The sequence below is a fragment of the Amycolatopsis dendrobii genome (genome assembly GCF_014145675.1).
Lineage (GTDB): Bacteria > Actinomycetota > Actinomycetes > Mycobacteriales > Pseudonocardiaceae > Amycolatopsis > Amycolatopsis dendrobii.
Genome location: NZ_JACGZW010000012.1, coordinates 237,994 through 261,308, shown reverse-complemented (window position 1 = coordinate 261,308; position 23,315 = coordinate 237,994). Strand labels below are relative to the sequence as shown.

The 23,315-nt window shown below is 69.0% G+C and carries 19 protein-coding genes; 14 read left to right on the top strand and 5 right to left on the bottom strand.

Going from position 1 to position 23,315, the window contains the following annotated elements; genetic code table 11:
* Nucleotides 1-24: 24 nt before the first annotated feature.
* A complete protein-coding gene (locus tag H4281_RS33730) occupies nucleotides 25-3,198 on the bottom strand; it encodes a DEAD/DEAH box helicase (protein ID WP_182894891.1) in 3,174 nt (1,057 codons plus the stop codon).
* A gap of 122 nt (nucleotides 3,199-3,320) precedes the next feature.
* Between H4281_RS33730 and H4281_RS33725 the strand changes: the two genes are divergently transcribed.
* Genes H4281_RS33725 through H4281_RS33715 form a run of 3 tightly spaced genes read left to right on the top strand, consistent with a single transcriptional unit; the run spans nucleotide 3,321 to nucleotide 7,176 of the window.
* Nucleotides 3,321-4,049 (top strand): NUDIX hydrolase, encoded by a 729-nt coding sequence (locus H4281_RS33725; RefSeq protein WP_182894890.1) that lies wholly within the window; start codon nucleotides 3,321-3,323, stop codon nucleotides 4,047-4,049.
* Nucleotides 4,046-5,179 (top strand): 5'-methylthioadenosine/S-adenosylhomocysteine nucleosidase family protein, encoded by a 1,134-nt coding sequence (locus tag H4281_RS33720; RefSeq protein ID WP_182894889.1) that lies wholly within the window; start codon nucleotides 4,046-4,048, stop codon nucleotides 5,177-5,179. The genes H4281_RS33725 and H4281_RS33720 overlap by 4 nt, the downstream gene beginning before the upstream one ends.
* A complete protein-coding gene (locus H4281_RS33715; RefSeq protein ID WP_182894888.1) occupies nucleotides 5,176-7,176 on the top strand; it encodes a hypothetical protein in 2,001 nt (666 codons plus the stop codon). Before H4281_RS33720 ends, H4281_RS33715 begins: the two co-directional genes overlap by 4 nt.
* Before the next feature lie 365 nt (nucleotides 7,177-7,541).
* On the opposite strand, the gene H4281_RS33710 is transcribed toward H4281_RS33715, so the two are convergent.
* Nucleotides 7,542-8,159: a TetR/AcrR family transcriptional regulator gene (locus tag H4281_RS33710; protein WP_182894887.1), complete on the bottom strand. Its 618-nt coding sequence runs from the start codon at nucleotides 8,157-8,159 to the stop codon at nucleotides 7,542-7,544.
* Nucleotides 8,160-8,253: 94 nt separating this feature from the next.
* Between H4281_RS33710 and H4281_RS33705 the strand changes: the two genes are divergently transcribed.
* From H4281_RS33705 to H4281_RS46845, 6 genes are read left to right on the top strand one after another with little or no spacing between them, the layout of a single operon-like run.
* Nucleotides 8,254-9,342 carry an MFS transporter gene (locus H4281_RS33705; RefSeq protein ID WP_220508210.1) on the top strand — a complete coding sequence of 363 codons (1,089 nt, stop codon included), beginning with the start codon at nucleotides 8,254-8,256 and terminating at the stop codon, nucleotides 9,340-9,342.
* Nucleotides 9,309-9,674, top strand: coding sequence for an MFS transporter (locus H4281_RS46645; protein WP_220508209.1), 366 nt, complete (start codon nucleotides 9,309-9,311; stop codon nucleotides 9,672-9,674). The genes H4281_RS33705 and H4281_RS46645 overlap by 34 nt, the downstream gene beginning before the upstream one ends.
* The gene (locus H4281_RS33700) at nucleotides 9,671-10,951 is read left to right on the top strand and encodes a serine hydrolase (RefSeq protein WP_182894886.1); all 1,281 of its coding nucleotides are present in this window, start codon (nucleotides 9,671-9,673) and stop codon (nucleotides 10,949-10,951) included. Before H4281_RS46645 ends, H4281_RS33700 begins: the two co-directional genes overlap by 4 nt.
* Nucleotides 10,941-12,146: an NAD(P)/FAD-dependent oxidoreductase gene (locus H4281_RS33695; RefSeq protein WP_182894885.1), complete on the top strand. Its 1,206-nt coding sequence runs from the start codon at nucleotides 10,941-10,943 to the stop codon at nucleotides 12,144-12,146. The genes H4281_RS33700 and H4281_RS33695 overlap by 11 nt, the downstream gene beginning before the upstream one ends.
* Nucleotides 12,143-13,183, top strand: coding sequence for a dipeptidase (locus tag H4281_RS33690; protein ID WP_182894884.1), 1,041 nt, complete (start codon nucleotides 12,143-12,145; stop codon nucleotides 13,181-13,183). Before H4281_RS33695 ends, H4281_RS33690 begins: the two co-directional genes overlap by 4 nt.
* A complete protein-coding gene (locus H4281_RS46845; protein ID WP_376771986.1) occupies nucleotides 13,184-13,531 on the top strand; it encodes a hypothetical protein in 348 nt (115 codons plus the stop codon).
* A 556-nt stretch (nucleotides 13,532-14,087) separates the two neighbouring features.
* Here H4281_RS46845 and H4281_RS33680 read toward each other — a convergent pair.
* The 3 genes from H4281_RS33680 to H4281_RS33670 all read right to left on the bottom strand — a co-directional run bounded on the left by H4281_RS33680 (nucleotide 14,088) and on the right by H4281_RS33670 (nucleotide 17,344).
* Nucleotides 14,088-14,510 carry a hypothetical protein gene (locus H4281_RS33680; RefSeq protein ID WP_182894882.1) on the bottom strand — a complete coding sequence of 141 codons (423 nt, stop codon included), beginning with the start codon at nucleotides 14,508-14,510 and terminating at the stop codon, nucleotides 14,088-14,090.
* A gap of 11 nt (nucleotides 14,511-14,521) precedes the next feature.
* A complete protein-coding gene (locus tag H4281_RS33675) occupies nucleotides 14,522-16,126 on the bottom strand; it encodes a GMC family oxidoreductase (protein WP_182894881.1) in 1,605 nt (534 codons plus the stop codon).
* Between the two features lie 147 nt (nucleotides 16,127-16,273).
* The gene (locus tag H4281_RS33670) at nucleotides 16,274-17,344 is read right to left on the bottom strand and encodes a LacI family DNA-binding transcriptional regulator (protein WP_182894880.1); all 1,071 of its coding nucleotides are present in this window, start codon (nucleotides 17,342-17,344) and stop codon (nucleotides 16,274-16,276) included.
* Nucleotides 17,345-17,536: 192 nt separating this feature from the next.
* Between H4281_RS33670 and H4281_RS33665 the strand changes: the two genes are divergently transcribed.
* The 5 genes from H4281_RS33665 to aldh all read left to right on the top strand — a co-directional run bounded on the left by H4281_RS33665 (nucleotide 17,537) and on the right by aldh (nucleotide 23,283).
* Nucleotides 17,537-18,721, top strand: coding sequence for a Gfo/Idh/MocA family protein (locus H4281_RS33665; RefSeq protein ID WP_182894879.1), 1,185 nt, complete (start codon nucleotides 17,537-17,539; stop codon nucleotides 18,719-18,721).
* A complete protein-coding gene (locus H4281_RS33660) occupies nucleotides 18,718-19,884 on the top strand; it encodes a DUF993 family protein (protein ID WP_182894878.1) in 1,167 nt (388 codons plus the stop codon). Before H4281_RS33665 ends, H4281_RS33660 begins: the two co-directional genes overlap by 4 nt.
* On the top strand, nucleotides 19,881-20,732 hold the full coding sequence (locus H4281_RS33655) for a sugar phosphate isomerase/epimerase family protein (RefSeq protein WP_237599492.1): 852 nt from the start codon (nucleotides 19,881-19,883) through the stop codon (nucleotides 20,730-20,732). The genes H4281_RS33660 and H4281_RS33655 overlap by 4 nt, the downstream gene beginning before the upstream one ends.
* The gene (locus tag H4281_RS33650; protein WP_182894877.1) at nucleotides 20,729-21,841 is read left to right on the top strand and encodes a glycerate kinase; all 1,113 of its coding nucleotides are present in this window, start codon (nucleotides 20,729-20,731) and stop codon (nucleotides 21,839-21,841) included. Before H4281_RS33655 ends, H4281_RS33650 begins: the two co-directional genes overlap by 4 nt.
* Before the next feature lie 65 nt (nucleotides 21,842-21,906).
* The gene (aldh, locus tag H4281_RS33645; protein WP_182894876.1) at nucleotides 21,907-23,283 is read left to right on the top strand and encodes an aldehyde dehydrogenase AldH; all 1,377 of its coding nucleotides are present in this window, start codon (nucleotides 21,907-21,909) and stop codon (nucleotides 23,281-23,283) included.
* Nucleotides 23,284-23,315 lie beyond the last annotated feature (32 nt).

Genomic DNA, 23,315 nt, shown 5'->3' with positions numbered 1-23,315 from the left:
GTCGTCAGGTGCCTGTTCGGCACGTCATTCGTGGCAGCAGAACTCGAACGTGCCCGCGGTCATCGTCCGGATGTAGTGGTCGGCTCCGGCGATCAGGCTGAGGTGGTCGACGTCGGCGTCCGCCTTCGAAAAGCCGGGCTGGGCGATGAGAATCCGGAAGCGTGGACGCAACTGTTCCGCGATGTCCGTGATCCGGTGCAATGCCGCGATGTCGCCGATTTCGAAGGGAGAGGAACCGGTGCGGGCGTGGTAGTTCTTCGCCCGTCGTTCCAGATGTCGCAGCAGCGGCAGGGCACCGTGCTGGCGCCATTTGGCGCTGCGGACTGCTTGTCCGCAGACCTCGTAGAGGTCATCGAGGCGCGCTCCCGCAGTTTTCTCTTTCGAGAACTTGCAGTGCACGAGAGTGATGTGCAGGTCGGTGTCGTCGGCTCGCAGGCCCACCAGGTCGGCGGCTTCGTAAGCCCGGTCGTCGTCGAGCAGGAAGTCGAAAGCGTCGGAAGCTCTCAGAAGCGCAGACATGTACGCCTGGATGGACCGCGGATTGCGACCAATTCCCTGCGACTCGACTTTGACGTCGACGTTTTCCCAGCCGAGGGTGACGAGTTGGTCTTTGGGGTAGGGCGACAGGTCGTGCCAGGGTGCGTGCAGTCGGTCGTCGTGGGTCAGCATCCGGTCGCCGGCGAACAGGAGATTGGGCTTGTTCTTGTTGAGCCACAGCCTCAGCGGCACGGTGGTGCGCCGGTTCGACACGAGCCCGTCCGCGCCGACTGGCGAGTAGACCAGGCCGTGCTCGTCGAAGTCGGCTTCGTACGGGATCCGCCAGGCCGGAGTGACGAGTGAAAGGCGCAATGGTCCGGTCGAACTGTGGTCGTCGACGGCGAATTCGACGTCGACGACCTGATAGGACTTGTCGTCGAAATCGATGGTGAGGGTTGATCTGGCACCGGCGTAGAACTGCCATTGCCATTCGGCGGCCAGCAGCGGGTGTGCCGGACGTTCGCGGACGTCTTCGGGGATGACGAACCCGTCGAAGATCGCCTCGAGATCAATGCTGTCATCGGTCAGTTTCTCGCCCTGCACATCGCACCACTGCTTCCACGCCCGCAGGTCGGGAGCGGTGGTGACGGACCAGAAGCGTCCGGACAGAGCGGCGCTGATAGTGACCTTCTCGCCCTGGTCGAAGCCGGAGGTGGCGATGTGCGTCTGGCTTTTGCCCTGCTTGTGGCGCTGGTCGAGGGCCTCGAGCACGTCGCTGCCGACGAACATGGAGAACCGGGTGAAGTGGTCGCGGCTGTCGAGGAGGCCGATGTTGGTCGGGATCAGGCGGTTGAGCCGGGCCAGGACGCGGAAGGTCGAGGGGCCATTGATCAGCGTGGTGCCCTGTCCGAGGACGGCCTCGGCCAGTTCGACGTAGTCGCCGTTGTTCTCGGAGCTGTGGATGTACAGGATGCGTTTGCTCTGGTCGAAATACATGAGGATGAGTTCGTAGCTGCGCTCCTCGAGGTTCTGGACCTCGCCCCAGGAGACTTCGCTTCGGTGTTCCAGCACAAGCCATGCGACCGTCTCGTCCGCGCCGATGGCGACGTTGGCGTCGAGAACCGTGTGAGAGCCGTAGTAGTCGACCGCGGCGGCCGGGTCCCAGGCGGGGATCGGTGCGCGGTGGGCGATCGCACTCATCTTCGGTTCAAGCGACGGGGTGGTGACTTCGTCGGGTCCGCCGGAGAACGAAGCGTCGAACGTCGACGTTTCCTCGGCTGCGCGGGTCACGCGTTCGGTGATGTCGTGGAGCAGCAGGTTCCAGTCGGCGTCCTCCCTGAGCAGGTCGCGCAGCGGGGACAGTGCGGTGCTGTGGTCCTTGGCGACGAAGGCCGATGCTGTGCCGATCCGGCTCGTCGAGGTCGAGCGTGTGAACCGGCCGATGAACTGGATCATCGGGCTCAGGCTTTTCTTGGCGTCGTGCAGTGCCGCGACTTTGAGCGCGGGGAGGTCGAATCCCTCGCCGAGCATGTCGACGCAGACGATCACCCGGCTCTCCCGGCTGTGGATTGCCTGGAGGACCGCTTTGCGTTTCGGGGCGGGCAGGTTGTCGTACAGCAGCACGGGACTCAGCTCAGGTGCTTTGCTGGCGTAGAGGCTCTGGATCGCTTTGGCTCGAGTGACGCTTCTGGCTCGCGCCATGAGAACGTGGTCGTAATCGGCCGCGAGATCGCTTCGCAGCCGGGCGAGAGCGAGATCGGCGAGGGCTTCGTCGGTGTCGTCGAGGCTGGCGACGGTCTGGTAGTCGATGGTGGTGAAGTAGCCGTCCCTCTGCGCTTCCCTGAGCGGGAACCGGAAGATCACCCTGCCGGGGAGGGACTTGCGGTCCTCGCGAAAGGGTGTCGCGGTGAACAGCAGGACGCGGCGGTCGGAGAACGAGTCGATGATCGTGGTCCAGCTCGGTGCCGGGGCGTGGTGCGCTTCGTCCACCATGAGGTGCGAGAAGCCGCCGAGGAAGACGCCTCGAGCTTCCTCGGAGCACGCTCCGACAGACTGCGGGGTTGCGACGACGACGTTGATTGCGTTGAGCAACTGTGCCGCGTTGCCCGGATCCGTGAGCCCGTGCTCGAGCTTCGCCACGCACGGCCGAACGGCGTCGGCGGAGACGATCTGCTCCCGTTGGAGGATGCCGAGCGTCTCGAATTTGGCCGCGACCTGGTCTCGCAACGCGCTGGTCGGCACGACGACCAGGAGCCGGTGCGGTCGCACCGTGACGAACAAAGCCAGCATCGTCTCGGTTTTCCCGGTTCCCGTCGGCATGACGACGATCCCGGGGTCGGTGACGCCGGAGGACCAGTGCCCGATGACCGAGTGCAGCGCGCCGATTTGCGGTCTGCGCAAGCTGTGCGGCTCATCTGGAGCGCGGAACCCGATCGCTCCGGTGTGGGACGACCGCACCGCGGAGGGATCTGACAGTTCGCGCGTTCCGGTCCAAGAGACCCTGCCCCCAGTCCCGCGCACTGTCGGGAGTATCGCGGTCAGCGGTCCGTCCGCCGGACCTTCGCCATCGCGGGTCGCTGGCCACACGCCGAACCTGCTGCGAACGTGCGGACCGTCCTGGTCGGTCACCTCGAGTTCGCCTGCTTCGACCAGCAGTTGGCGGACGGTGTTCCCTTCGACGACCAGCGGGGCGGCCCAGACTCTTGACGTGCTGACGTGCATGCGTTCGGAGTCTGCTGAGCAGTCGGATTCGTTACAGCGCCCGGCGGCCGCGACGGATCGCGAGCAGTGATCACCTGAATGCTCTATTTACTGTCAAAGTGACGTTAAATAGAGTCGCGGGCATGTCGGACGACGATTGGATCCCGCCTCCGGTGCTGGTGGCCGTTGACCTCGTGATCTTCACGTTGCGCGACTCGGTGCTCCAGGTGCTGCTCGTCGAGCGGGGCATCGAGCCGTTTCGGGGAGCATGGGCGCTGCCTGGCGGTTTCCTGGCCGACGACCGGGAGGACGTGCTCGCGGCCGCTCATCGCGAGTTGAAGGAGGAAGCGGACCTCGATGCGTCTCGCCTGCATTTGGAACAACTCGGCGCCTACGGGAAACCGGACCGGGATCCGCGGGGGCGGGTGCTCTCGGTGGCGTATCTGGCCATCGCTCCTGGCCTTCCGGAGCCGCGGGCGGGCACCGATGCTGCTCATGCGACCTGGACGCCGGTACCGGACATCTTGGACGGGAGAGTAAGGCTGGCGTTCGATCATCACGAGATTTTCGGCGACGGGCTGGAGTGGGCGCGGTCGAAACTCGAACGGTCCGCGCTCGCCACGGCGTTCTGCCGGGAAACCTTCACCATCAACGAACTGCAGCAGGTTTACGAGGCGGTGTGGGGGCTCGGGCTGGATTCGCGGAATTTCTACCGCAAGGTCCAAGCGGCCGAGGGCTTCATCGTGCCCGTCGGTGCCGAACGGCGCGAAGGCAGGGGCCGTCCGGCTCGGCTGTTCAAGGCCGGCGACCGCACCACGATAAATCCTCCGCTGGTACGACCTGCCGCGGAAGCACGAGAGGGGAAATCATGACAGGCCAACCGGTGGTGATGCTCACCGCGCTGAACTCTGAATACCAAGCGGTCAGCAGCCGGCTTGACAATCTGCGGACGGTCCAGCACGAGCGCGGGACTCGGTTCGAGGTCGGTACCGTCCGCGGTACGTCGTTTGAGGTCGCGCTTGGTCTCACCGGCAAGGGGAATCACTCGGCCGGGGTGCTGGCCGAGCGGGCCATCGCACTCTTTTGTCCTGCTGCTCTGATGTTTGTGGGCGTCGCCGGAGCGTTGTGGGGCACGCCGCTCGGCGACGTGGTCTGCGCGACGCACGTCTACGCCTATCAAGGCGGCACCAGCGAGGACGACGGCCTCAAGGCGCGTCCGAGGATGTGGGAGACCGCGCACGAGGTGAGCCAGATCGCCCAGCACGTCGCACGCGCCGGGGAATGGAAGCAGGGCATGCCCGCGGACACGAGTGTCCATTTCGGACTGATTGCCGCGGGAGAGATCGTGAAGAACTCGACTATCTCCGCCGAGGCGCGGTGGATCCGCGACCATTTCAACGACGCACTCGCGATCGAGATGGAAGCCGCGGGCGTCGCGCAGGCCGGGCATCTCAACGGTGCCCCCGTCGCGATCGTGCGCGGCATCAGCGACCAGGCGGACGGTACGAAAAACTCCGCCGAGGACCAGGACTGGCAACCGCGGGCCGCGGCGCACGCTGCGGCCTTCGCTACCCACCTCGCCGTCGAACTGCTCAAAGAAGGGGGACAAACCGTCATGCGCAACCGGGGTAGCTCGGACGGGAACATCGTCCACAATCGAGGCGCTGGCACGATCGGGATGCAAGCCGGGACGATCTCCGGCAGCACCGTTGTGCAGAACTTTTCGTCTGGTTCCGGGGAGTCTCCGGACTTCGCGGCCGAGCTGTCGGGGCTGCGTCGCGATCTGGAGCGGGAACATTCGCTCGGACGGATCGACGACGACACCTACGAAGCCGCCTGCAGCGAACTCGACGTCGCGGACAAGGCGTTCGCCTCCGATACGCCAGAGGGACGGAAGACCTTCGTGCTGGCGCTCAAGCGATTCGGCGGGCTGATCGCGGACCTGGCCGGTCTCGCGGCGAAGCTCACCGCAGTGGTAGCGGCGGCGAAGGGGCTGCTGTGACTTCGCCGGAAAAACCTTCGAACACAGCCGAAGCCGGATCGACCGTCGGCATGCAGGCCGGGGAAATCCACAACTCGACGGTCTATCAAGTCCTGCCCGACTCTCCGCCCGAGAAAAAGTACGAGGTCGGTCTCGCATACCTGCGGGACGGCGTGCCGACCCGCGCCCGCGAACTCATCGACGACGCGAGAGCCCACGGGCATGACAACGCGGAAGTCAGGTTCCATTGGGTGCTCGCGATGCTCAGCAAGCGATCCTACCGTGATCTCAACCCGGACGAACGCAAGCGCCTCGCGAACGAAGTGCACCGGTGCGGCGACCGGCGACCCGACGCGTGGGGTCGCGCGCTCTCGGTGGTGCACGACCTGCTGGACTATCTCAGCGGCACCGACAAAGACCCCGAGCACGCGCTTGACCAGCTGGTCAGCTTGCCTGCGGCACAACGCGACCAGATCGTCCACCACCTCGACCTCGTGCTGACCGGCGGCCTGAAAGACCGGTTCTGGGCGGATATCGAGCAGCAGGCGCGCGACGCCCGCGAAAGCCACGACCGGAAGAACCGCGTCTGGGCTTACTTCGAACCGTCCCCGGCTGGTCCTCGAGCCCGTCGCCCCCTGCCCGATACGACGACCACCGGCGATCGAGTACGGGCCGGGCTCGCCACGATCACGGCGGCTCTCGGCGCTGGATACCTTGCCAAGACCGTCATTCTGACCGCGAAACCGCTGCCGATGGTGGCGTATCTGATCGCTGCCGTCGGGGCTGTTTACGCGATACGAAACGGAGCCCGGTGGCGCTTCCTCAACCGGCGCCTTGCCGAGCACGAGACGAGGCACTCGGGGCGGATCGGGATGACCGAAACAACCGACGAAGGCTTCGCCGCGAGCGTGACCCGAAAATTCGAGTACTACTTCGCCAAGTATCCGCCGGCGGGCTTGGATGCCGCCGAGTGGATGGGCACCTCCGCGGGCATCCGATCCTGGCTGCGCAATGAAATCGTCGAGCTGTACCGCGAAAGCCGGATCCCGCCGAGCCGGGTCAAGTGGCTTGTCCGCTTCCTCGCGCGAGACGCGCGTGACCAGTGGAGCAGCGGCGAGCTGTTCTCCTTTCGCGAGAAGTATCAGGTCTCTGCTGCAACGAAGTCCGTCTGCGTACTGTCCACAATGGTCTTTTTCGGACTCGGTGCTTGTGTGGTGTCGGCGGCTTTCGAGATCGAGATCCTGGCGATCGTGGCTGCGACTCTCGTCATGGTTTTCAGCTCGCTGTACGCGTTCCGGGGATGGTCGGACATCACCGGGGAACGGTTGCGCGCAGCAGAAGACAACCGCGAGTATCACCGGATCTTGGCGGGTAGGGAGGACGAATACCGGCGCTGGACCACAAAACTGGACGCGCTTCGTCCGTCGGAGACCCAGATGGAGACCTGGCTGACCGCCGACCGGACAATCGTCGTCGAGGAGGCGTTACGCCACTACCGCCTTGCGTGGCGGGACGTGCTCACACACGCACTGCTGCAAACGCCAGGAGAGGGCAGCAAGTACGCGCGGGTCCGCGGCGGCCCGCGACGGTACTCGAAGTACGACATCCGGCTCTTCCTCATCACCCTCGACGGCGTCCGCGAACTGGGCGCTTCTATCGACTTCGAGCACATGACCAACACCGAAATCGAGCGCAACAACTTCCGCTTCGACGCGGTGTCCTCGGTCTACGTCGCGAAACCGACCGCCCTCAGCTGCGACCTCGAGCTGACTCTCATGAACGGCGAACCCCGGGGAATCCACGTCACCGATGCCACCGGAGACGAGGTCGATCCCGACGAGAACCTCGACGCGGTCGCGAGAATGAACCTCGAAGTCACCGGCTTCACGCACACCCTGCACATCCTGGAAGGCATCGCCGCGGAAGGAAAACGGTGGATCGAGCGCGATCCGTACCTCGCCAAACCGCCCGAAGGGCTCGCCGATGTGCTCGATCGCCCGGAACCCGTCGAGACCTGAGGTACTTGTCCGTAACGGGGGAGTCGAGACGCCCAGTCGGCAAATGTTAACGGTGGCCTAGGCGGCTGAGGTCGAGCTGAGCGTCAGCGTGTTGTGCGAGTTCGAATCCAGGGGGAGGCACCCCTGAAAACCCCACAGATCAGTGAGGCTTCTGAGCTGCGGATTTGCGGTGCGGTGGAGTTTGGGATGGAGCGTCGTCGGGGTGGCGGCGCGTGATGATGAGTCGGTGATGGGGATTTCGATCCCGGCTCGGCGAAGCGGTGGGCACGAGAGGGAAACCGTCGGGCGTGCCGGGGACCCGTGAAGAGATGAGGGCGGTTCACCTCACGCCGGGAACTGGTCGGCACGGGATGGTCCGCCGGAAGTCAGGATTCGCCGGGACCGTCGGGCAGCAGGCGTTGCAGACCGGTTGCGACAACTGAGGCGACATCCAGGTCCGGATCGAGTGCCGCGTTGATGATGACGCCGTCGATCAGTGCCATCGCGAGCACGCCGAGCGGCAGGGGATCCGCCGTCGCGGACCGGTCGTAGCGAAGGAGCACCTCGCCGAGTTCGCGATGGGTGCGGCGGAGGGCGGCGAGGCGCCGTGCGGCCAGTTCGGGGTTTCGCGCCGCGACGATGGAGAACTCGGCGCTGGCCAGGAACCAGCCGCGTCGGCGGCGAATGGCGTCGGCAAGCCAGGAGCCGACGGCCCGGCCAACTTCCTCTCGTCCGAGGCTCTCCGGGTCGATGTGCCGCCACTCGCTGGGCAGGGACTCGGCGCGCTCCTCGGCCAATGCGAGGAACAGCTCCTCCTTGCTGCTGAAGTTGCCGTACAGCGCGCCCTTGGTGAATCCGGCTTCCGCGGCGATGGCTTCCAGGGAGGCGGAGCCGTAGCCCACGTCGCGGAACTTCTCGTACGCCGCTTGCAACAGCGCGGACCGCGTCTCGCGGCGCCTCCGCTCCCGGCTCGATTCGGGGGCTTGACGGCTCGGCGCATTCATATACTCTTCGTACCACAGATACGTATCGTATCGGAAATACGGTGCGTATATAAGTGGTCAGAGCTGCCCGCTTGCCCCCAATCGGAGGTTTCCGATGACAACTGTGCCTTCCCCTGGCCGCGCGGCCGTCGCGGCGACGCTGTGCGTCGTCACCGCGGCGTTGTTCGCGTACTCGACACTGGAGACGATGCTGTCGCCGGCCTTGCCCGCGATCCAGCACGCGGTGGGCGCCTCGGCGCCGGAGATCGCGTGGGTCTTCACCGGCTTGTTGCTGGCCGGTGCGGTCTCCACTCCACTGGTGGGACGTCTGGCCGATGTCCGTGACAAGCGGACCGTCCTGCTGGGCGTGCTCGCGGTCGTCGGCCTGGGCACCCTGCTCGCCGCGATCGCCACGAACGTCGCCCTGCTGACTGCCGGACAGGTCCTGCAAGGCGTGGGGCTGAGCCTGGTCGCGTTGTCGGTGGGCATCATCCGCGACACCCAGCCCGCCCGGCGCGTCGCCGCAGGCAACGGGCTGATCGTGGGGACAGCGGCGTCGAGCACCGCGGTCGGGCTCGTGATCGCGGGTCCGATCCTCGAGGTGCTGCCCTGCACCTGGTTGTACTGGATCCCCTTCGCGGTGCTCGTCGCGGCGTTCGCGGTGGCGTGGGCCGTCGTCCCGCCGTGTCCGCCGGCCCGGCGCGGCCGGATCGACTTCACCGGTGCCATTTTGCTTGCGTTTGGACTCGCGCTGCTGCTGATCGGGATCTCGCGCTCCTCCAAAGCCGGCTGGGGCTCGCCACTCGTGCTGAGCCTGCTCGTGGCGGGCGTGGCGGTCCTCGGCGTGTTCGCCGCGGTCGAGCTGCGAACAGACGAGCCCCTGGTGAACCTCCGGCTGCTGGGCATGCGCGCGGTGCTGTTGACCTGCGCCGTGGCGTTCGTGGTCGGGTTTGGCACCTTCGCTGTCTTCGTCCTGGTGCCGATGCTGGTGGAGTTGCCGCCGACGACCGGCTACGGGCTCGGCGGTTCGGCCCTGTCTACCGGGCTTTACCTCGTGCCGCTGGGTGTCGTCGGCACGGCCGTCGCCCCGCTCGCCGGCCGGTTTGAACGAGTGATCGGCACCCGGGGCGTGATGTTTGTCGGCACCGTGGCGATGGTCGCCGCCGCCTCGTGCTCCTCACCGCGCCGGGGCGGCCGTGGCTGATCCTCGTCTCCACGGCGTTGGCGGGCCTGACCGTCGGCTTCGGGCTGACCGGGGCGATGAACATCGTGGTGGCGACGGTGCCCGAAGACCGGACGGCCAGCGTCAGCGGACTCGTCTTCGTGGTCAAGAGCATCGGCGGGGCACTGGGTGCCCAGCTGGGTGCCGTCCTGTTGGCACAGTCGACCGCTCCGGCCGCGGAAACGCCTGCTTGGGCTGGCTTTCAGTCGGCGTTCCTGCTCGCCGCCGGGGTGAGCCTGGCCGCGGTGCTGCTCAGCATCGCACTGCCCGCCCGGCTGCCCCGCGCCGCCACTGCGATCGGAGAACCCGCGTGACGGCACATCCTGGCCTCACCGCGCTCGACGCCGCCGTGGGACGAGCCGCCTCGGGGCACGCCGTGGCCGGAGCATCCGCGTGTCTGATCGACGGAACGACACGGTGCGCCACGATCGGGGTGGAGCGGACCGAAGGCGGTGCTCGGGTCGGCTCGCGCACGCTGTTCCCTCTCGGATCGGTGACCAAGATCGTCGTAGCCGCCGTGGTCTGCGGGCTGGCGGCCGAAGGCAAGCTCGACCTCGACACTCCCGTCGCCCCTCTCGTGCCGGAGCTGCGCGCGCTCGGCCCCCGCGGCACCTCGATCACCGCGCGCATGCTGCTGTCCCACACCTCGGGCCTCGCCGATGCCTGGGACGGCTCAGCCTCGCTGGGCGACCTGCTCGACGCCTCTGCCGGGCCCGCCGCGACCGCGCCCGGCGAGAGCTTCTCCTACAGCAACACCGGCTATGTGGTACTCGGCCGGCTCATCGAGAACCTCACTGGCCGGAGCTGGACGGAGGCCGCGCAGCGGGCGATCCTGCAGCCGGCCGGGATCTCCTCCGCCGTCTTCACCGCACCAGCCGACGCGGTCGCCGGACACGTCCTCGGCGAGGACGGCGCGCTGGTGGCCGGCGACCTCTGGCCGCCGGTGAGCCCGCTCTTCGGCCCGGCAGGCGCGGCCATGCACGCCACTGCGGAGGACACGGCCCGGCTCGTGCTCGCCTGCGCGACTGGCCGCGCCCAAGACGGACGCGAACTGCTGCCCAGCCGGATGGCCGACGAGATGCTCCGCCTGCAAGCCCCGTTGCCCGGCGAACCGCTGCATTTCCGAGGCTGGGGACTGGGCTGGGCCCTTCCCGCCACCGGGCCCTCCCGAGCAGCTCAGCACATCGGCGGAACGAGTGCGTTCGTCCACGTCGAGCCCGACCGAGGCGTCGCGCTGGCCGTGCTGACCAACTTCCCGGAGGGCTGGGCCTTCGGGAAGAACGTCCTGCGCGAGACCCTCGGTTACCGCCGGCCCGCGCTCCTGCCCGGCTGCGGACCCGGCCACCCGGAGCGATACGCCGGCGAGTACGTCTCACCCGCGTTCGGAGTCACGGTGCGCGCCGCCCGGGGCGGCAGGCTCCTGATCACCAATCCCCTCAACGGCGCGGAAACCGACCTGAACCACCGCGACGACGACTCCTTCTGGGCCGATTTCGGCGCCTTCGAGACCGAGGTGAGCTTCATGGATTTCGACCGCGGGCGGGCCGGCCGCCTGCACACCGCACTCCGGATGCTGCGCCGTGTCGCCTGAGCGCGCCCGCACCGACGTCCTCGTGATCGGCGCGGGCATCGTCGGCGCGCTGATCGGCCGGGAGCTCGCCGGGCGAGGGCATGGGGTCGTGCTCCTGGACCCCGAGCCCGGCCGCGGCGCCTCGATCGGCAACGCCGGCCTGCTCGTTCCCAGCTTCACCAGGCCGATGGCCGCCCCCTCGACCTGGTGGGAAGGCGTGCGCGGGATGACCGGCGAGAACCCGCTGATCAGTATCGGCTCGATGTCTCCAGCAGTCCTGACGTGGCTGGCCCGGTTCACGGTCGCGGCCCGCCCGGGCCGGGCCGGTCGTATCGCCGCGCGGCTGGTCGCTCCGGCCCGCGCGGCCGCGGACGCATACGCCGGCCTAGCCGCGGAGACCGGCATCGACCTCGGCTTGGCCCGCGAAGGGTGGCTCCAGGCAGCGCGCAGTCCAGCCGTCCTCCGGCGAAAGGCGGTCCTGGCCCGGACTTTGGCGAAGGAAGGCGTTGACTACGAGGTCCTGGCCCGGGACGACTTGCGCGCACAGGAGCCGGAGCTCGATCCGGGGCTGGCCGGCGCGGTGTTCTTTCCCGGCGACTCCTCGCTGGATCCGGCCGCGACGACACGCGCGGCACTGGCTGCCGCTGAAGAGCGCGGCGCCGTCGTCCGCCGCACCCGAGTCAACGGCCTGGTCCGCCGGCACGGCGAAGTCGCCGCGGTCCGGACCGGACTCGGCGAGTTCAGCGCCACCACCTACGTCCTCGCCACCGGTGCCGGACGGCTGGGGGGACGAGGGGTTCAGCCGGGCTGGGGCTGGAGCGTCGACCTGCCCGCGATGCGAAATCCGATCAGCACGCCGATGATCGGGCTCGACGACCATGTCGTCTTCAACCCCCTGCGTGGGCGGATCCGGATCACTGGCGGCATGCGGATCGGCGGCACTCCGTCAGCCCGCGACGACCACCCGGCCGCGACCGCGATCCGGCAGGCTGCCGAACGGCTCGTCCCGGCGCTGCGTGACCTGCCCGCCGGAAGCATCGTCCGCGCGGCGCGGCCGATGACCCCCGACGGACTTCCGCGAGTGGCCAGGACCGGCCGCAATCTCATCGTGGCCACCGGGCACGGCACCCTCGGAATGACGCTCGCCCCGGCAACTGCGGTCACGGTCGCCCGGCTCGTCGGGAGCGAAGACCGCCGCGAGGAGGTCCTGTGGTGACCGCGTCGCCCACAGCGGGCCACCGGCTCCACACCTCCGCGCTGGTCGCCGACGCCCACAACGACCTGCTGATGCTCGTCGCCCGTCGACCACCGCAGCGCTGGGCCTCGTATTTCCGCGACGTCTGGTATCCGCAGCTGCGTGCCGGCGGAGTGGATCTGCAGGTCCTGCCGGTCTTCGTCGACAACGAGTTCCGGCCGGAGGGTGCCCTGCGCGAAAGCCTCCGAATGGTCGAAGCGGCACACCGCATCGCCGAGGGCAATCCGGATCTGGTCGCTCTGTGCCGGACCGGCGCCGAGATCGACACGACCATCCAGTCCGGCCGCATCGCACTGGTCCTGGCGCTGGAGGGATGCCCGCAGATCGACACCGACCTCGAGCTCCTGCAGACGTTCGTCCGCCTCGGCGTCCGGATCGTGTCCTTCACCCACTTCGGCCGGACGGCGCTGGCCGACGGATCCGGAGAAGACCGTGCCGGCAGCCGCCTCACCCGCGCCGGCGTCGAGGCGCTCGCACTGCTGGAATCCCTCGGGGCGGCGATCGACGTCTCACACCTCGGATCCGCCGGCATCGACCACGTGCTCGAGCTGGCTGCTCGGCCCGTCATCGCGACCCACTCCAGCGCCCGCAGCGTTCACCATCACCACCGCAACCTTTCCGACGACCACATTCGGGGCATCGCCGCCACGGGCGGCCTCGTCTGCGTGAACCTTTACGCTGGATACCTCACCGCAGAGCCGCCGACACTCGACCACGTCGTCGCACACCTCGAACGCGTCGCCGAGCTGGCCGGTCCCGACAAGGCCGGAATCGGCTCCGACTTCGTCGCCGACCTGTTCGCGGAAAAGGTCCCTGCCTGCTACCGACCGCTGATCATCGAGGGCACCAACACCGAAATCCTCGTTCCCGGACTCGAAGGACCGGCGGGGCTTCCTCTGATCAGCCACGCGTTGCTCGCCGCCGGACACCACGAGAACGAGGTCCGAGGAATCGCTGGCGCGAACCTCGCCCGGTTCCTCGGCTCCAAGCACTGCTGAATGGACACCGATACTGCCCTGCCTCGGCGTTGCCCACCTGAACAGGCTGCGACCGTGATCGCGATGGGTTCGCACACTCCGGACGCGCGCGAACTCGACGGCCGTACTCTTCACGGCGCACGAAACGTCGTAGAAGACGCCCGCACCGCCACTCGCGAAGCCGCCGACATTTCGGATGCTTTTAGTGCCAGCGACATCAGCGACCTCGCGCCCCTCCATGAGATCGTAACCGGGCAAAGGCCAGTGCAATCGGGCCGGCGACGCGTTTTCCGGTCCGGCGGCATGGCCTGGGAAGACCTGGTTATGGCCAAAACAGTGCTCCAAAATTGGAGGTTCGTACAGGAATAACTACCGTCGGCTGTCCAAACAGGGCCGGAATTCTTTGAGCGGGACGAAGACGACGGCCGGCCGAGGGGCACGCCGCCGAACAGCCGGCCGCACCTCTTGAGACGGTTGTTGATGAACAGCCGGTACCCGAGCCGCGGGCACCGGCACCGCGGTGCCGACCGGCCGTGCCGGTGCCGAATCCTCTGGGCGACAAGGCCGCGTCGGAGGCGAGGAGGCAGTTCGTCGCCGCGTGAAAGCGACACTTACAGTCCGCCAGCCGGTGTCCCGCCTTGCCGAATACTTGCGATTGGCCCTGTGACGACGAGGCCTTCTCGTGAAGCGGTCATCTCGCCCAGCCGGCACCAGAGCTGTTGCCCCTATTGAGCACGCCGAGCCGCTGCACGCGCACCAGTGCGGCGGCGCAACGCGTCGTCCGGTTCGCGGCACCCCGCCGAAGCCTCCGGCATTACGAGGTATTCGTCGCCCGCGGAGAACGAATCGTCCGCTCAGCCGGCCGCATCGTGGTCGTTCTCTGTATCCGGCGAGATGGCGGCTGCCGCTCCGGTCCGGGCGGCGATCACGCGGGCCGGTAGATCGGGCCGCGTTCCATGACCCGGAGCAAGAGGTCCTCGTCGATGTCCTCGGCGATGTGGACAGTACGGGGCTGTTGGCCGGTGTAGCCGAGAAGTTCGCGCACCTCGCGGTTCGTGTAGTAGCTGCCCGCGGCCGCGAGCAGGACTGCTTGGTACCCGGCGTCGTCGAGGTCGCGCAGGTGTTTGAGGGCGGCGCCGGCAGGCAGCCCGGTGGTGGCAGTCCACGCGCGGAGCAGGTCGGGGACGAGGTCCGGCCGGGCTCGGAGGACGACGTCGAGCTGTTCGCTGTCGATGCCGGCCGCGGCGGCGGAGGGCATCGGGCCGGCTGCGGGGATCAGGTCGTCGGCGAGTGCTCGCAGCCAGTCGCGGCACTCGCCGGGCAGGTGGTGGTCCGGTGTCGCAAGCATGAGTGCTCCGATCAGGCGGGGACGGGCTGGTTCCGGCGGTTCGAGATCAGGTGTTCCGTGGTGCGCAGGGCGAGCGCGGCGATGGTGCTGGTGGGGTTGACGCCGCCGGAGGTGACGAACACGCTGCCGTCCACGATGTACAGATTGGGGATGTCGTGGGATTTCCCGTACTCGTCGACTACCGACGTCGCCGGGTCGGTGCCCATCCGCGCGGTGCCGAGGAGGTGCCAGCCGGAATACCGCATGAGCGATTCGGTCGCGACGTCGCGCGCCCCGGCTGCGCGGAGGGACTCGGTGGCCCGTGCGATGTGGAAATCGAGCAGGCGGCGCGAGTTTTCGCTGACGGAGTAGTCGATCCGGGGCGCGGGGATGCCGGAGGAATCGGCGAGCCCGGTGCCGACCGTGACGCGGTTTTCCTCGTCGGGCAGGTCTTCGCCGAAAATGCCCCAGCTGATGGTCCGGCCGAGATGGCGGCGGACGTGCTCGTGGTGCGCGGGGCCCCACACCTCCTCGCCCGCGCGGGTCGGCAGCGCGGCGTTGAGCGGGCCGCCGGTCGGGGCGAGGCTCCACTTCGCGCCTCGCACGAAACCGCGGTCGGTGTCGGTTTCGTAGAACTGGTAGGAGGTGATCTTCGCGCCGACGTGGCCCCGCCAGCTTTCCAGGTCCTCGTCGAAGTACCCGGTGACGTTGGCGAACGGGTGCACCATCAGCCGCCGTCCGAGCAGGCCGCTGGAATTGCCGAGTCCGTCCGGGTGCGCGGGCGTGGCCGAATTGAGCAGGATCCGCGGCGTGCCGATGGCGTTGGCCGCCATGATCACCACGCCGGCCCGGACGGAATGCCAGGATCCGTCCGGGAGGACGTATTCGGCTCCGGTGGCGAGTCCGTTGGCGGACATCAGGATCCGGGCCACGCGTGCCCCGGTCAGCAGGCGCGCGCCGCCGGCGACCGCGGCGGGCCAGTGGGTGAGGTCGGTCGATGCCTTGGCGCCTTCCGGACAGCCCTGCATGCACGATCCGAACTGGACGCACGGCCGCCGCCCTCGGTGCGGTGCGGACAGCACCGCCTGCGCGGCCGGCCACCAGTGCCACCCCAGCTTGTCGTGCGCTTCGGCCATCCGCGCACCGATCCGGCCGATCGGCAGCGGCGGGAGGGGCGGTTCGGCACCGTCGGGGTAGGCCGGGTCCCCGCCCGCGCCGGACACGCCGAACGCCGCGTCCGTGCGTTCGTAGAACGGTTGCAGGTCCGCGTAGCGAAGCGGCCAGTCGTCGGCGACGCCGTCCAGCGTGCGCACCCGGAAATCGGACGGCAGCAACCGTGGCCAGTCGCCCGCGTAAAGGATCATGCTTCCGCCGACTCCCGAGTACATCAGCGGCGCGACCGCGGAATGCGAGTCGTCGACGGGGTAGTCGGCGGGGTTCTGCCGGATGTTCGGGCTGGCCGACCATTGTTTGCGCGCTTCGAGTTCGTACGTTTCGCGCTGGGCCGGGTAGCCGGCCCGGTCGGACCAGTCGCCTTGTTCCAGGCACACCACGTCGAATCCGGCCTTCGTCAGTGCTCCCGCGGCGACCCCGCCCGACGCTCCCGCGCCGATGATCAGGACGTCAGCTTGCTCCATCGGATTCCTCTCGCACACCGCCGTTGGTAAGCGCTTTCCGGCGTACCGTAGGCGAGGTCGTTCCCGGATGCAAGAGGCGGCCCTGATCCGAGCGAGACGCAGTCGTCGGCGTGACGGGCGGACTGGCAGCTGGTGGGCGCCGCGCGGTCAGCCAGCGGAAGAGCGGGTGCTGTCGCGGAGGACGACTTCGCCCCGCACGCGATGGCGGCGCGGGGTCTCGGCCGCTTCGTCGAGGGCGATCTTGACCGCGTCCGCGCCCATGTCCGTCATCGGGAGGCGGACGGTGGTGAGGCCGGGAACGACGTCCCGGAGCGGGCTGATGTCGTCGAACCCGGCGATGCCGATGTCCTCGGGTACCCGCAGGCCTGCTTCCCGTGCTGCCGCGAGAGCGCCGAGTGCCATCACGTCGTTGACCGCGAACAGGCAGTCGACCGGCGGCTTGCCTTCGGCCCGTTCGAGCAGCGCCTTGGTCGCGTCGTACCCGCCGGAACGCGTGAAGTCGCACGAGATCTGGTGTTCGGCCGCGGGTTCCGCGCCGTGCTCGGACAATCCGAAGGCGAACCCTTCGGCCCGGTCGCGGGCCGTGAGCAGCGAGGGCGGCCCCGCCAGCACTGCGAATCGGCGATGTCCCGCGCGATGCAGCGCGTCGGCGAGCGCGGCGGCGCTCAGCCGGTTTTCGACGACGACGGTGCCGATTCCGAGCCCGTCCTGCCCGATGCACGCGGCTCGTCCGCCGCCCTGGGTGTATTTCCGCAGGATGGCCCGCATCGGGTCCAGCAGTGCGGGATCGTCGACTCGTGAACCGGCGAGGATCACCGTCTGCGCGCGCTGCCTGCGCAGCAGTTCCACGTGGCGCAGCTCGGCGGCCGGGTCGCGCTGAGTGCTGGCGACGGTGACCAGCAGGCCCCGTTCGCCGGCGGCGGCGATGACTCCGGCCGCGATGCTGGAGAAGTACGGGTCGGCGATGTCGTGCACGATCAGCCCGAGTGTGGCGGTGCTGCCGCGGGCCATCGCCTGTGCCTGGGCGTTCGGCGAGTAGTCGAGTTCCGCCGCGGCGGCGAGAACCTTGGCTCGCAACGCTTCTTTCACCTGGCGGGTGCTGCCGTTCAGCACTCGCGAAGCGGTCGCGAGGGAAACCCCCGCCCGCTCGGCGACGTCGGCGAGGGTGGCCGCGGCTTCTTCGGGCTCGGCGGGGTTCGGCGTACGTCGGCGACTCACGGTCGCGATGCTAGCGCTTTCCGGAATCGCGGCTCGGATGTCCGGCGGTGGGGCTTGACGCGGATGGGCGAAGTTCTCTAGCTTGGAAAGCGCTTTCCCAGTGCGTTTGCCCTAGCTGGACGGGAAGGCGCAGACCGCGGCAGACCCCGCTCCGGCCGGGGCCGATCCGACGACGTATCCCCAGGAGAATCCATGGCTCAGCGAAGCATCGGCATCATCATGAACGGCGTCACCGGGAGGATGGGGTACCGGCAGCATCTCGTCCGGTCCGTCCTCGCGCTGCGCGACGAGGGTGGGGTGCGGCTTCGCGGAGGCGAGCGGGTTCAGGTCCGTCCGCTGCTGGTGGGCCGCGACGGCGCGAAGCTTGCCGAAATGGCGCGACGGCACGACATCGCGGACTGGACCACCGACCTCGACGCCGCGCTCGGCGACGACCGATGGGACGTCTACGCCGATTTTCTCGTCACGAAGGCGCGGGTGGCGGTGCTGCGGCGGGCGATCGCCGCGGGAAAGGCCGTGTACACCGAGAAGCCGACCGCCGAGACCGTGCCCGAGGCGCTGGAACTGGCCGCGCTCGCCCAAACGGCCGGCGTGCCCAACGGCGTTGTGCACGACAAGCTTTACCTGCCCGGCATGCGCAAGCTGGCGAGGCTGGTGCGGTCCGGGTTCTTCGGCCGGATCCTGTCCGTGCGCGGCGAGTTCGGCTACTGGGTCTTCGAGGGAGACGGACAGCCCGCGCAGCGGCCGAGCTGGAACTACCGGGCCGAGGACGGCGGCGGAATCGTCGTCGACATGTTCCCGCACTGGAATTACGTGCTGGAGAATCTCTTCGGAGAAGTCCGCTCGGTCTACGCGCGGGCGGTGACGCACATCCCGACCCGGTTCGACGAGAACGGCGCGTCCTACTCCGCGACCGCGGACGACGCCGCGTACGCGATTTTCGAACTCGACGGCGGCGTGGTCGCGCAGCTGAATTCGAGCTGGGCGGTGCGGGTGAACCGCAAGGAACTCGTCGAATTCCAGGTCGACGGCACGCACGGCAGCGCGGTCGCTGGCTTGTTCGGCTGCCGGGCGCAGCACCGGACCGGCACGCCCCGTCCGGTGTGGAACCCCGACCTCGCCGACGCGCACGACTACGGAGCCGACTGGAGCGAGGTCCCGGACAACGAGGTGTTCGAGAACGGTTTCCGGGTCCAGTGGGAGGAATTCGTCCGGCACGTGGTCGACGGCGATCCGCACCCGTACGACCTTCTCGCCGGAGCACGCGGGGTGCGGCTCGCCGAAGCGGGACTGGAGAGCTCCCGCACCGGTGCGCGGGTCGAACTTCCGCCGCTTGAAGCGCCGCGCGTGGCGCTGGCGAACGGAGCGGCGAAATGACGGAAGTCGCTCTTATCGACTCGGCCGCCCGGGTCACTGGTTACCAGCTGCGGACTCCTCCCGCGCTGAAACGTCCGGAGAGTCCGTCGCGGTCGCGGTCGCGGATCGCCTTCGCCGCGGCGCACGTCGTCCCTCGCGCGACCGCGGAGAACGTGCCGGGTGCACCCGCGGATCTCGATTGGGACGCCACGCTCGCGTTCCGCCGCCACCTGTGGTCCTGGGGGCTCGGCGTAGCCGACGCGATGGACACGGCCCAGCGCAACATGGGACTCGACGCGGCTGCCACGCGCGAGTTGATCGCCCGGAGCGCGGCTGAGGCGGCGTCGGTCGGCGGAGCGCTGGTGGTCGGGGTCAACACCGATCACCTGACTGAAGAAGTGTTGTCCTTGAGCGAAATCGTGGACGCCTATGTCGCCCAGCTCCACTACGCCGAAGACCGCGGTGCAGGTGTCGTCCTGATGGCCAGTCGGCATCTCTCGCGCATTGCGACGTCGGCCGCGGACTACGAGAAGGTGTACCGCGAGGTGCTCGCGCGGGCGGGTGCCCCGGTCGTCCTGCACTGGCTCGGCGAGGCGTTCGACCCTCAGCTCGCTGGCTACTTCGGGGCCGAAGCGGACGCGACCGTACTCCGGATCGTGCACCAAAACGCCGACAAAGTGCGCGGGATCAAGATGAGCCTGCTCGACCCGGGCCGCGAAATCGCGCTCCGCGCCCGGCTTCCGCACGGCGTACGGCTCTTCACCGGGGACGACTACCACTACGTCAGCCTGATCGAAGGCGACGGCCAAGCGCACAGCGACGCGTTGCTCGGCGCCTTCGCGGCCGTCGCTCCGTTGGCGGCCACGGCATTGCAGGCGCTCGACGCGGACGATTCCGCGGAATACCGGCGCGTCCTCGAACCGACCGAAGCCCTGGCGCGGCACCTTTTCGCCGCGCCGACCGCCTTCTACAAGACCGGGGTCGCCTTTCTCTCCTGGCTCAACGGCCACCAGCCGGCCTTCGCGATGGCGGGCGGCCTGCACGCAGCACGCAGCCTGCCGCACCTTTCCGCCGCGCTCCGGCTCGCCGACGAGGCAGGAGCGCTGACCGATCCCGAACTGGCCGCGCGGCGGTGGACCTCGTTGCTCGCCGTGCACGGCCTCGACGACCGGGTTCCGGCGTGACCGCGCACCCGCGGATGTCGTTGAACCAGGCGACGATCCGCCACGCGGACTTCGCGACCGCGCTGCGCGTCACGCGGCAAGCCGGCATTCCGGCGATCGGAGTGTGGCGGGAACCGGTGGGCGCCGTCGGACTGTCAACGGCGGCAGCGATGCTGGCGGATTCAGGACTGCGGATGTCCAGCCTGTGCCGCGGCGGGTTCTTCACCGGGCCTGACACGGCGGCAGCGCTCGACGAAAACCGCAGGGCGATCGAGGAAACCGCCGCGTTGGCCGCGGCCGGGGCGGCGGGCTCCGCTCCGGTGCTGGTCCTCGTGGCGGGCGGTCTCCCCGAGGGCGACCGGGACCTCGCCGGGGCACGGAGCCGGGCGCGGGACGCGGTCGGCGTGCTCGCCGAGGACGCGGCGGCGGCCGGGGTGGTGCTCGCGATCGAACCGATGCACCCGATGTACGCCGCGGACCGCGGGGTGATCTCGACGCTGGCGCAAGCGCTCGACATCGCCGAGCAGTTCCCTGCGGACCGCGTCGGAGTCGTGGTCGACACGTTCCATGTGTGGTGGGATCCGTGCCTCGGCGACCAGATCCGCCGCGCCGGGCTGACCGGCCGGATCGCCTCCTACCAGGTCGGCGACTGGATCACGCCGCTGCCGCCGGACGTGTTGCTCGCCCGCGGTCTGCCCGGCGAAGGGCACGTCGACCTGGCGTCGATCTCGGAGCTGGTCGAGAAGGCCGGCTATCGCGGCGACGTCGAAGTGGAGATCTTCAACGAGGACCTCTGGCGGGCCGACCCGGATCGCGTGGCCCGGCGGGCGGCGGAAACCTTCGACGGTGCGGCGGGAGTGCCGGGATGACGGCCGGAGAACGAGCCTTGCGCGTGCTCGTCGCACCCGACTCGTTCAAGGGCTCGGCCGGCGCGGCCGACGCCGCCCGGTGGCTGGCCGAAGGCTGGGCTGCCGCGCGCCGGCACGACGAGCTGCGGGAACTGCCGCTTGCCGACGGAGGAGAGGGCACTCTCGACACGGTCGCCGCGGTCGTGCCCGGTGCGCGCAGGATGCCGGTCACCGTGCCGGGGCCGCACGGCAGCCCGGCGCACGCGCACTGGCTTCTGCTGCCCGACGGCACCGGCGTTGTCGAACTCGCCTCCACCAGCGGCCTCACGCTGCTCGACCGGCCCCGCCCCGCCACGGCGCACACGCTCGGCTTCGGCCGCGCGATCGCCGCCGCTCTCGACGCCGGCGTGCCCCGGCTTCTGCTCGCCCTGGGCGGGTCCGCATCGACGGACGGCGGCGCCGGGGTCCTCACCGCGCTCGGTGCCCGGCTGCTCGACGAGGCAGGAAACCCGGTTCCGCAAGGAAATCGCGGTCTGGCACAGCTGCGAACCATTGACTGCACAGGGCTCCGCCCCCTGCCGCGCGCGGGTGTGACGGTGCTCAGCGACGTGACCAATCCGCTGCTCGGACCTACCGGCGCCGCAGCGGTTTTCGGTCCGCAGAAGGGGTTTTCGCCGACCGATCTCCCCGCCGCCGAGTGCAATCTCCGGCGGCTCGCCGACCGGCTGGACGCCGATCCGGCCGCGCCCGGGGCCGGCGCGGCGGGCGGGACCGCGTTCGGGCTCCTGGCCTGGGGAGCGCAGTTGGCCCGGGGAAGCGAGTTCGTCGGCGCACTGGCCGGGCTGCCTGCCGCCGTCGCGGGCGCGGACGTCGTCGTCACAGGGGAGGGCCGGTTCGACGCGCAATCCCGGTCGGGAAAACTCGCTGGCCACGTGTCCGCGCTCGCGGCCGCGGCGCGGGTGCCCGCGCTCCTCGTCGCGGGCCGGATCGCCGCGCCTATCACGGGACTGTTCCAGGCCGCGGCGGACCTCTCCGAACTCGCCGGCGACCAGGCCCAGGCGACCGCCGATCCGGCGCTCTACCTGCGCCGTGCCGGAGAAAGGCTGGCCCGCCGGATGCCAGCGCACTGACCTGCCCGTCGATCACCTTCGCGCCCGCCGGGCGGGCGCCCGGAACTGTCCAGGAAAGGAAAGCCATGACGATCGCCAGTGTCGATCCGACGACCGGAACCGTCCGCAAGGAGTTCGCCGCGCACACCCCGGCCGAGGTCGAGGACCGGATCGCCGCGGCGCAGACCGCGTTCCGCGAACTGGCCGGCACCACCTTCGCCCAGCGCGCGGCGTGGCTGCACCGCGCCGCCGACCTGCTGGAGGCCGAGGTCGACGACGTCGCCGAACTGATCACCGCCGAAATGGGGAAGACGCTCGCCTCCGCACGCTACGAAACGCTCAAGTCGGCTGCCGGCCTGCGCCATTTCGCCGACCACGCCGAGCGGTACCTCGAGCCGGAACGGCCGGTCGATCCGGCCGCTGTCGGCGCCGCGGACCTCGCCGTCCGCTTCGAGCCGCTCGGGGTGATTCTCGCGGTCATGCCCTGGAATTACCCGCTCTGGCAGACGATTCGCTTCGCCGCGCCCGCTTTGATGGCCGGGAACACCGGGCTGCTCAAGCACGCCTCGAACGTCCCGCAATGCGCTCTTTACCTCGGAGAGCTTTTCGACCGCGCCGGATTCCCCGCCGGGTCTTTCCCCGCCCTGCTCATCGAAGCGAAGCAGGTGGCTCCGCTTCTCGCGGACCGCCGGATCCGCGCGGCGACGCTGACCGGATCCGTGGCAGCCGGCTCCGCTGTGGCCGAGGCAGCGGGGCGGAACATCAAGAAGACCGTGCTCGAACTCGGGGGCTCTGACGTGTTCCTGGTACTCCCGAGCGCGGACCTCGCGAAGGCCGCCGAAGCGGCGGTGACCGCGCGGGTACAGAACTCCGGGCAGTCCTGCATCGCCGCGAAGCGCTACTACGTCCACGCTGATGTCTACGACGAATTCACCGCACGGTTCGTCGAAGGGATGGCGGCGACGACTGCCGGGGATCCCCGGGACCCGGCAACGACTTTCGGTCCGCTGGCCACCGAACGCGGGCGGCGTGACGTCGAAGAACTCGTGGACGACGCGATCGCGAAGGGCGCGACTGTCCTGACCGGCGGCCGGACGCCGGGCGGGCCGGGGTTCTTCTATCCCGCGACCGTCCTTTCCGGACTGACGCCGGACATGCGGCTGTACCGCGAGGAATGCTTCGGCCCGGTCGCCTGCGTGCACCGCGTCGCCGATCTCGACGAGGCGATCAGGCTCGCCAACGACTCCGACTTCGGGCTCAGCTCCAGCGTCTGGACCGCCGATCCGGACGAGATCGAGCGCGCGACCCGCGAGATCGAAGCCGGGGGAGTGTTCGTCAACGGGCTCACCGCTTCGTTCCCCGGCGTCCCCTTCGGCGGGACCAAGGATTCCGGCTACGGCCGCGAGCTGTCGGCGCACGGGATCCGGGAATTCGTCAACGTCAAAACCGTCTGGCGGGCCTGACCTGTCCTCGTTCCTGCCACTAGTCCACCGCG

What these genes read in the sequence shown, in the direction of transcription:
- H4281_RS33725 (WP_182894890.1), top strand. Translation starts at nt 3,321, where the DNA reads ATGTCGGACGACGATTGGATCCCGCCTCCGGTGCTGGTGGCCGTTGAC.
- H4281_RS33650 (WP_182894877.1), top strand. Translation starts at nt 20,729, where the DNA reads ATGACGGCCGGAGAACGAGCCTTGCGCGTGCTCGTCGCACCCGACTCG.
- aldh (WP_182894876.1), top strand. Translation starts at nt 21,907, where the DNA reads ATGACGATCGCCAGTGTCGATCCGACGACCGGAACCGTCCGCAAGGAG.
- H4281_RS33660 (WP_182894878.1), top strand. Translation starts at nt 18,718, where the DNA reads ATGACGGAAGTCGCTCTTATCGACTCGGCCGCCCGGGTCACTGGTTAC.
- H4281_RS33710 (WP_182894887.1), bottom strand. Translation starts at nt 8,159, where the DNA reads ATGAATGCGCCGAGCCGTCAAGCCCCCGAATCGAGCCGGGAGCGGAGG.
- H4281_RS33730 (WP_182894891.1), bottom strand. Translation starts at nt 3,198, where the DNA reads ATGCACGTCAGCACGTCAAGAGTCTGGGCCGCCCCGCTGGTCGTCGAA.
- H4281_RS33665 (WP_182894879.1), top strand. Translation starts at nt 17,537, where the DNA reads ATGGCTCAGCGAAGCATCGGCATCATCATGAACGGCGTCACCGGGAGG.
- H4281_RS33680 (WP_182894882.1), bottom strand. Translation starts at nt 14,510, where the DNA reads ATGCTTGCGACACCGGACCACCACCTGCCCGGCGAGTGCCGCGACTGG.
- H4281_RS33720 (WP_182894889.1), top strand. Translation starts at nt 4,046, where the DNA reads ATGACAGGCCAACCGGTGGTGATGCTCACCGCGCTGAACTCTGAATAC.
- H4281_RS33705 (WP_220508210.1), top strand. Translation starts at nt 8,254, where the DNA reads ATGACAACTGTGCCTTCCCCTGGCCGCGCGGCCGTCGCGGCGACGCTG.
- H4281_RS46845 (WP_376771986.1), top strand. Translation starts at nt 13,184, where the DNA reads ATGGACACCGATACTGCCCTGCCTCGGCGTTGCCCACCTGAACAGGCT.
- H4281_RS33675 (WP_182894881.1), bottom strand. Translation starts at nt 16,126, where the DNA reads ATGGAGCAAGCTGACGTCCTGATCATCGGCGCGGGAGCGTCGGGCGGG.